Raw genomic sequence first — 7,586 nt, forward strand, 5'->3', positions numbered from 1 at the left:
GCAACAGTCAATGGAGCGCTTCCGTCTTCAGGCGTGGCGTAAAAGTCAGCAGCAGGAGATTCGGCAGCATTGACACCTGCAACCATGCAGGTGAAGAGCAGAAGAAGTGTTAGGCATCTGAGAATCAGTTTAACATCAATCATGGTTTTCACCATCATACTACAAGATAATAGAACACAATAAGCAATATGTCAATCCTATACGATAAGAAGACGTGATGCGTCCGGTGGATGGATTGGAATGCGATACATCCGTATCGACTGGTGAGATCAGATTATTGAAATCTGATCAATCCGTCGCATTCGGTTTTTTGATGATAGATCAGCCAGTTGCAACAGAGAGTCGGTATCCTCCATCGATTGTGCTCAAGAACGATTCGTATGGTGGTGCGATTTGGCTGCACGATGCTTTCTGGCGAGGTAATCCTTGAGACTTTTATTCACGGTGAAATCGTTTTATAAGATGGTGTCCTGGCTCCTGAATGCATATGCTCTTATATCCAAATGTAAGATATATCTTACTGATTGCATATGGAGATTGGAATTATCAGGATGAGTTCGAAGGGGCAGATCGTCATCCCTGCATCAATGAGAAGAGATCTCGATGAGGGAGAACAACTTGTTATTATCAAGGATGGGAGCCGTTTTATCATGAAGCCACTTGATGATCTTGAGCCGGCACTTGAGGATGATATAAGGTTTGCTGAGCGGACAGAGAAGGCATATCTGGAGTTTGAGAAAGGAGAGTATACCAAAGAGAAAGATGTTGACTTCCTTCAAAAGCTGAAGTCATGGTAGCTGTAGCTTATAGTGTGTCGTTTGAGAGGACGATCAAAAAGATACGGGATGCCGGAACAAAGCAACGGGTAAAGCAACAGATTATACGGATCGTCAAGAATCCTGAGATTGGAAAACCGATGAGATATGCCAGGAAAAATACACGCGAGGTCTATGTGCCACCATTTCGGTTATCGTATTGTTATAATGCCGATTTGGATTTGATCCTCTTCCTTGATCTGTACCATAAAGATGAACAGTGAGTCTTTCGAAAACATCAAATCCTCCAGAATGGTAACTTTCCCTCAAAAAAATCCTCGATGATCCCAGCGATCTCCTCAGGCTCCACAAAGATCATCTCGTGTGCCTACCCCCGCCCACAATCCCCATGAGATCGATAGTCCAAAGGAAGATCCTGTGAGGTAATAATTGATGCATGATGAGGGACACACGTGATGATATCCAGATTATCTCCCCATCAACACAAGGATCTGATCCCAATGGCAACAATGTGGTCCCGTAAACTAACCCCGCATATCCTCGCCGATCCCGGCAGGAGAGCAGAACAGAAAGTACACGATAAGCTCGCAGAGGCGCTTGAGGATTCCTTCGCCATCTTCTACTCACGGCCCTGACTTGGGACACTGGAGAACGAAAAGCCAATCGATGCGGGATGCAACTTTGTTGTCGCCCACCCTGACTATGGTTTTCTCACAATCGAGGTCAACTACCCCCACTAAAAGTGGATGGTGTACCGCTCTGCCGAGGTGTACAAGAAATAAGAAATGAAAAATCGGCGTAAATGGCTCTGTTTTTGATTTGGATTACAAAACTATAATAATAGTGCTGATATGGGGATTTGAACCCCAGTCGTAGGAGTGAGAGTCCTACATGATTGACCGACTACACTATATCAGCAGGATGCTTGTGCCCTATTAACTACACCATGAGAATATTTAATCCTTATCATATTCTTCAAAAGGGTGCTCTGCCATATATTCATCACCCCGAAGAGTGCATTATATAGGAATGAGTAGCCTGGAAGAGCAGATCCATGAGATTGAGGATGAGCTCAAGAATACCAAATATAATAAGGCAACATCCCTCCACATAGGCCGCCTGAAGGCGAAGATTGCGAAGTTGAAGGATGAAGCGGTATTCCGGGCAATGAAATCATCCGGGACGGGTGATGGCTATTCGGTCAAGAAATCCGGAGATGGCACGGTCGTCCTCGTCGGTTTTCCATCTGTTGGAAAGTCAACCCTGTTAAACCAGCTTACAGGAGCAAAGAGTGAGACAGCGGCATATTCCTTCACAACCCTGACAGTAGTGCCCGGTCTGATGGAGCATAAGGGAGCGAAGATTCAGATCCTCGATATCCCCGGACTCATCGCCGGTGCTGCAATGGGAAAAGGGCGGGGAAAAGAGGTTATTGCAGTCGTCAGAACAGCTGATCTGATCATCATCCTCGGTGACGTCTTCAATGGACGGCATATCGATGTCCTGATGAAGGAGCTGTATGATGCAGGGATCAGGATCAATAGGCCGCAACCGGATATCACCATCAAGAAGACCGGGGTAGGCGGAGTGCGGCTGAGTACAGTCGGTTCAGTCGATCTTGACCTCGAAGAGATACGGAGTATCCTTGCTGAAAACAAGATAATGAACGCCGAAGTGCTTATCCGTGGTAATGTTACGCAGGAGGACTTCATCGATGCGATGATAGGCAACCGGCGTTACATTCCGGCATTTGTTTCGATCAACAAGGTTGATCTCGTCGATAAACAGACAGGAAAAGAGATTGAAGACTCACTTCTTGAGTTGTTTGACGTGAACCCAATCATGATCTCTGCCCACTCCGGCTATAACATCGAGCTGTTGAAGGATGCCATCTATAACCATCTTGGGTTCATCCGCATCTTCTTAAAACCGGTCGGAGGACCGGCTGATATGGAAGAGCCGCTGATTGTCAGGACAGACAGCACCGTTGAAGATGTCTGTAACCGCCTTCACCGTGAATTCGTTGCAAGATTTAGGTATGCAAAGATATGGGGTGATTCTGTGAAGCACGATGCCCAGCGTGTCGGCCTCCCTCATGTCCTTGCCGATGGCGACATCCTCACGATTGTGACGAAACTCTGATCGCATCTTCACAGACAGAAAGCGGCGCATCTGTCAGAAAAGCAGTCCCCGAGTAATGCGCCCTGCTGGACCGGTACCCCCGTTCCTCCAGCTCTTTTAAGAAGATCTCCATCGCAGGCGGTGAAACACGGAGCCGCTTTGCCAGCCTGTGATAATCATAATGCGGAAGCTCGGAGAGTTCATCAGACAGGATTGTCAGCAGACGTGAGAGGCGCGCCTTCGATCCTAACGCCATATCATTGATCCTGCCCTGAAGACGGAGAACCAGCTCCCGATCAACAATATCTCCAATCCAGAGGGGGCCAATCGGTGTTGCTTTTACCGAACACTTCGGGCAATAGACTGCACCGGGTAACAATTCCGCCTCCACCTCCCGATATGCACAGGAGGGGCACTGGTGGATATACCCAAGCGAAGCAAGCGTCCGGTCTGCCGCACGGACACCCGGAACCATTCTGAGGTGTGTCCGGTGAAAATGTTCAAACGCAAATGAGAGCAGCGGCTCGATGCCACGGTCATATTTCATCGCCTCTCTGGCAACATGTCCGATCAACATTCGAAGCCCGACCTCGGGATGGTACTCGGTATTCATCGGCCGCGCAGCATACCGCCGCATCCCGGCTTTGAGGTGGGCACCGCAGAGCGGGGCTGTATCGGTCGCCGTCACAAAGAGATAGTGGCGCGCTGACCTGATCGCCGAATCGATAAAGGGTGCAGGACTTCCGAACGGGTCGAGATCCACCGTATCGAAACGCTCAGCTGAAAGGAGAGCATTTGCATCACGGTTCACCACCCGTATCGGGTGCCCCAGCCGGTTTGCATTCTCTCTGAGGAGCATAACAGCACTTGAATCACGGTCATTTGCGATCACCGGTATCCCGCATTCATGAGCGACCCGGAGGGCGCGGACGCCGGTTGCTGCCATCAGGTCAAGATATTCTGACGGCATAAGATCGAGCAGCAGGAGTATGGTCGCATCACGATTCAGCTCCATCCGTTTGTTAAAGAAGATAGGTGCCGAACCTGGAGGGAAGTGGGCAGATTCATCCTGCCGGGGTATACAAAACGCGGTCGTCCCCTCAATGACCAGAGCAGAATCCATCCAGTACTTCTGGTTTTTAGCAAAACTTATACCTTCGTCACCCGAACTATATTGGTCAATGGGCATGTGGCCTAGTCAGGATAGGGCGTTAGCCTCCTAAGCTAATGGTCGGGGGTTCAAATCCCTCCATGCCCGTCTCTTCTGGAGGAGCAATTCATGTCGGTGATGATCGAGGGCAGATTTCCAAAGAACCGGCTCGAAGCACTGACTGACGGTATGTTTGCAATCGCTATGACCATCCTGGTCCTGGGGATCGAAGTACCGGCCACCTCAACGTATCCGGATGCCGTATCTCTCGTCTTAGGTCTTCTCCCTGAACTCTACCATTACACACTCGCCTTTGGGATGCTGATGATCCTCTGGGTCGTGCACCACCGGCAATTTGGTGTGGTCGATCATATCGACTCGACCATCCTCTGGTTATCAGGAATCTCTCTCCTCTTCATCGCCCTCATCCCCTTCTCGACATCACTCGCAACCGAATATGGTGAAGATCCTCTCGCCCCAATATTTCTTGAAGCAAATCTTTTGGTAATCGGATGTATTTACGCAGTTATATGGCAGTATACAGCCAGAAACAGACTCCTAAAACCTACTATCGATCAGGATCGCATCAGGGTCACAACATATAGGACCCTGATCGTCCCGATCACCTCCATCATTGCAATTACCTTTGCCCTCGCCGGTTCCACTTGGAGTACAATCGCCTACCTTGCAATCCCCTTTTTGAAAATGATCCATACCCGCCTCTCTGAGAGAGCAATGACGAAATAGATCCAGGATCAATACATTTCCAGATGCATCTACCGGGCTTCATCAGGATCACTCGACCGGCAAACGCCACCATTTCCGGCGCGACCGCAATTCTTGCCTACTTTATCGCAACAGGAACACTGATTCCGGAGACATTCCTCCTCTTTTCAGCAGTCCTGCTGATCACGGCTGCCGGAAATACCATCAACGATGTCTATGATGCTGCAATCGATGCGATCAACAGGCCTGACCGCCCAATTCCATCCGGAGAATTGAGCATAGGTACAGCGTACCGGTATGCGCTCTTCCTCTTCCTGGCAGGGATCGTAATCAGCATCTTCACAAATCCGATCTGCCTGCTGATCGCTGTAATAAACAGTATTCTTCTCGTTCTGTATGCAAAGACGTTAAAGGGGGTGCCGGTGGCAGGCAACCTTGCAGTCGCATACCTCTCAGGAAGCATCTTCCTCTTCGGAGGAGCTCTCGCCGGGATGGGAGGACTTCAAATAATCCTCCCGCTTACCGGGATAACCCTCTTTGGTACACTCGCACGTGAAATCCTAAAAGATGCCGAAGATATCGACGGTGACGCTGCAGGGGGTGCCAGGACACTGCCGATGATACTGGGCATTCAGAAGTCAGGAAAGGTTGCCCTCGCCTCTGCATCTATTGCCGTTGGTGTAAGTATCATCCCGTTTGTCTGGTGGGGGCTCCCATATCTTGTTGGAATTCTGGTCGTTGATCTCTTCATCCTCAAGATCGTCTTTGATGCAACACGATGTACTACCCCTGCATGCATTCGTGAGATTTTGGTCACCACCCATCTCAAATATGCGATGTATGTCGCCCTCATCGTCTTCACTGTTGCAAGTGGAATGGAAATCTTTATCCCGATTGACTAATTGCTTAGTATAGAGGGGAGATATGCGAATTTATAAGAAAAACACAACCTACCTTGCAGAACCCGGATCGTTCTTCGAGGGTAACGTTCAGATTCATGGCAATTTCATGGTCCCTCAGCGGACACACTTCTGGGGACGGCTTGTTGTTAACGGAACCCTTGAACTCGGTCCTGAATCTTCAATTGAAGGCGACGTCATCTGTAAAAACGCAATCATCGGAAGGGAAAGCCAGATTAAAGGACCGCTTCGGGTGGATGAGAATGCAACGATCTGCGACAGGGCACACCTTCATTCAATCGAAGCGGGCGGTGACATCATCTTACGTCCCGGTGTGACGGTAGGAGATGTCAGGTCAGACAGTACGGTTCTTATCTTTGGAAAGATTAATTCAGGAACATTAGTTGGGAGAAACGTCAAAATCCTTGGGGATTGACGATGGATCGATCCCTATTCTGATCACATCAAAGATATCCTGCCAGTTGACGATCGTCTCCACGCACCCATCCTTCACTGTGACAACACCCATCCCGATAAGCCCGATCCGGTTGCACATCTCAAGCCCTTCTTTAACCTCCATAAGGCACCCGACACCAACAATCGCTTTTGGATGATACTGTTTAACCATCCTTTTGATGAATGTCGAGCCCGGGATGATGAAGACATGATAGCCAAGGGACTTCATCTTTGGAATGCCCGTGCCAAGTGAGCACCTGCCGCACCCGACACAGACGAGACCTTCGGGGGTCAGGTGTGCCGGGCATTTGGCTGAACGAAGGCATTGCGGAAGGAATATTGCCCTCTCAGATGGAGGAATATCAGCGAATGCCTTTGTATTCATCCTGTTATCAAGACGGATCAGGAATCGCAGCAGCTCACCCGGCTCAATTCCAAGGAATGTACAGATACTCTTGACAAAACCCTCCATCAGCACAAGAAAAGGCCGGAGGAGGGCAGGGAAGAAGACCTGGCCTGACCGGATTGAGGTGACGATCAGCACCGCCATGATGATAGCAATTACGAAAAGGAAGAGGAAAATAAAGAGAGTTACCTCTCCAATCAGGATCATCATCCGGTTCCAGATTTCTTCTGAGAAGATCATAGGTACTATGTTATTCTTCGTATGCTCCCATAGCATCTTGCTTCACGGCATCAGCCATGGGTGATGATATGGCGGTCGGATCAGACCCTCTTCAGTGATTAACGCAGTCACAAGAGAGAGGGGTGTTGCATCAAATGCATAATTTCTGACCGGCACATCATCGGGCACCGTCTTCCTCCCGGAGAACATCGCGACCTCATCGCGCCCCCGCTCTTCCACAACCACATCTGCCATATGACTGTGGGGATCAAAGGTTGACTTCGGTGCAGCCACATAGAAGGGGATCTGATGGTGCGCTGCGCAGACAGCATGCATGTACGTGCCGATCTTATTGAATACACCATCGCAGCAGATCCGATCTGCTCCGACGATGACGCAGTCGATCTCTCTCTTCTGCATCAGGTACGCCGCCTCAGAGTCGATGATCGTTGTTATGGGAATTCCATCCTCATGCAACTCCCATGCCGTCAGGCGTGCCCCCTGGAGGAGTGGGCGGGTCTCACAGGAGATGACATGAATATGCTTCCCCTCAAGAACAGCAGATCGGATCACTCCAAGGGCCGTTCCCCATGAGGCACAGGCGAGTGCTCCTGCATTGCAGTGAGTGAGGACCGTGCAGCCATCAGGGAGAAGAGGCGCACCATATGATCCGATGCGCCGACAGGTCATTTCATCCTCATCTGCGATAGATTCTGCAAGAGATACTGCAAGATCTGTTGCAGCTTTGGGATCTGCTGTTTCCATGACCGCAGACAGGACGCGGTCCACCCCCCAGGCAAGATTCACCGCAGTCGGCCTCGCTGACCGGATCA

General features: G+C 49.9%; 10 protein-coding genes and 2 tRNA genes. 8 read left to right on the forward strand and 4 right to left on the reverse strand.

Translation table 11 applies throughout. From position 1 onward, the window contains the following. Window positions 1–530 precede the first annotated feature (530 nt). From Q7V06_RS07500 to Q7V06_RS07510, 3 genes are all read left to right on the forward strand, one after another. The gene (locus Q7V06_RS07500; protein ID WP_304840175.1) at window positions 531–797 is read left to right on the forward strand and encodes an AbrB/MazE/SpoVT family DNA-binding domain-containing protein; all 267 of its coding nucleotides are present in this window, start codon (window positions 531–533) and stop codon (window positions 795–797) included. Then, complete coding sequence (locus Q7V06_RS07505) at window positions 791–1,039, forward strand: type II toxin-antitoxin system RelE/ParE family toxin (RefSeq protein ID WP_304840177.1); 249 nt, start codon at window positions 791–793, stop codon at window positions 1,037–1,039. The genes Q7V06_RS07500 and Q7V06_RS07505 overlap by 7 nt, the downstream gene beginning before the upstream one ends. A gap of 237 nt (window positions 1,040–1,276) precedes the next feature. Then, window positions 1,277–1,411: a hypothetical protein gene (locus Q7V06_RS07510; RefSeq protein WP_304840179.1), complete on the forward strand. Its 135-nt coding sequence runs from the start codon at window positions 1,277–1,279 to the stop codon at window positions 1,409–1,411. Between the two features lie 209 nt (window positions 1,412–1,620). Here Q7V06_RS07510 and Q7V06_RS07515 read toward each other — a convergent pair. Continuing rightward, window positions 1,621–1,694 (reverse strand) — tRNA-Glu (locus tag Q7V06_RS07515). A gap of 111 nt (window positions 1,695–1,805) precedes the next feature. On the opposite strand from Q7V06_RS07515, the gene Q7V06_RS07520 reads away from it, so the two are divergent. Beyond that, a complete protein-coding gene (locus tag Q7V06_RS07520; RefSeq protein WP_304840181.1) occupies window positions 1,806–2,918 on the forward strand; it encodes a GTP-binding protein in 1,113 nt (370 codons plus the stop codon). On the opposite strand, the gene Q7V06_RS07525 is transcribed toward Q7V06_RS07520, so the two are convergent. Then, window positions 2,896–4,020: a tRNA (guanine(26)-N(2))-dimethyltransferase gene (locus Q7V06_RS07525; protein WP_304840183.1), complete on the reverse strand. Its 1,125-nt coding sequence runs from the start codon at window positions 4,018–4,020 to the stop codon at window positions 2,896–2,898. The genes Q7V06_RS07520 and Q7V06_RS07525 overlap by 23 nt on opposite strands. Window positions 4,021–4,080: 60 nt before the next feature. On the opposite strand from Q7V06_RS07525, the gene Q7V06_RS07530 reads away from it, so the two are divergent. The 4 genes from Q7V06_RS07530 (at window position 4,081) to Q7V06_RS07545 (ending at window position 6,108) form a co-directional block, all read left to right on the forward strand. Beyond that, window positions 4,081–4,155, forward strand: a tRNA-Arg gene (locus Q7V06_RS07530). Window positions 4,156–4,176: 21 nt separating this feature from the next. Then, window positions 4,177–4,794, forward strand: a complete 618-nt coding sequence (locus tag Q7V06_RS07535) for a TMEM175 family protein (RefSeq protein ID WP_304840185.1) — start codon at window positions 4,177–4,179, stop codon at window positions 4,792–4,794. A 23-nt stretch (window positions 4,795–4,817) separates the two neighbouring features. Beyond that, window positions 4,818–5,675, forward strand: coding sequence for a geranylgeranylglycerol-phosphate geranylgeranyltransferase (locus Q7V06_RS07540; RefSeq protein WP_304840187.1), 858 nt, complete (start codon window positions 4,818–4,820; stop codon window positions 5,673–5,675). Between the two features lie 22 nt (window positions 5,676–5,697). Further along, window positions 5,698–6,108 carry a polymer-forming cytoskeletal protein gene (locus tag Q7V06_RS07545; RefSeq protein WP_304840189.1) on the forward strand — a complete coding sequence of 137 codons (411 nt, stop codon included), beginning with the start codon at window positions 5,698–5,700 and terminating at the stop codon, window positions 6,106–6,108. On the opposite strand, the gene Q7V06_RS07550 is transcribed toward Q7V06_RS07545, so the two are convergent. Then, window positions 6,073–6,744 (reverse strand): DUF116 domain-containing protein, encoded by a 672-nt coding sequence (locus tag Q7V06_RS07550; RefSeq protein WP_370650828.1) that lies wholly within the window; start codon window positions 6,742–6,744, stop codon window positions 6,073–6,075. The genes Q7V06_RS07545 and Q7V06_RS07550 overlap by 36 nt on opposite strands. A gap of 72 nt (window positions 6,745–6,816) precedes the next feature. Then, window positions 6,817–7,586, reverse strand: a 770-nt coding sequence (mtnA, locus tag Q7V06_RS07555; RefSeq protein ID WP_304840191.1) for an S-methyl-5-thioribose-1-phosphate isomerase, incomplete at its 5' end; no start/stop codon positions are given.

This window comes from Methanocalculus sp., from assembly GCF_030651615.1.
Classification (GTDB): Archaea; Halobacteriota; Methanomicrobia; order Methanomicrobiales; family Methanocorpusculaceae; genus Methanocalculus.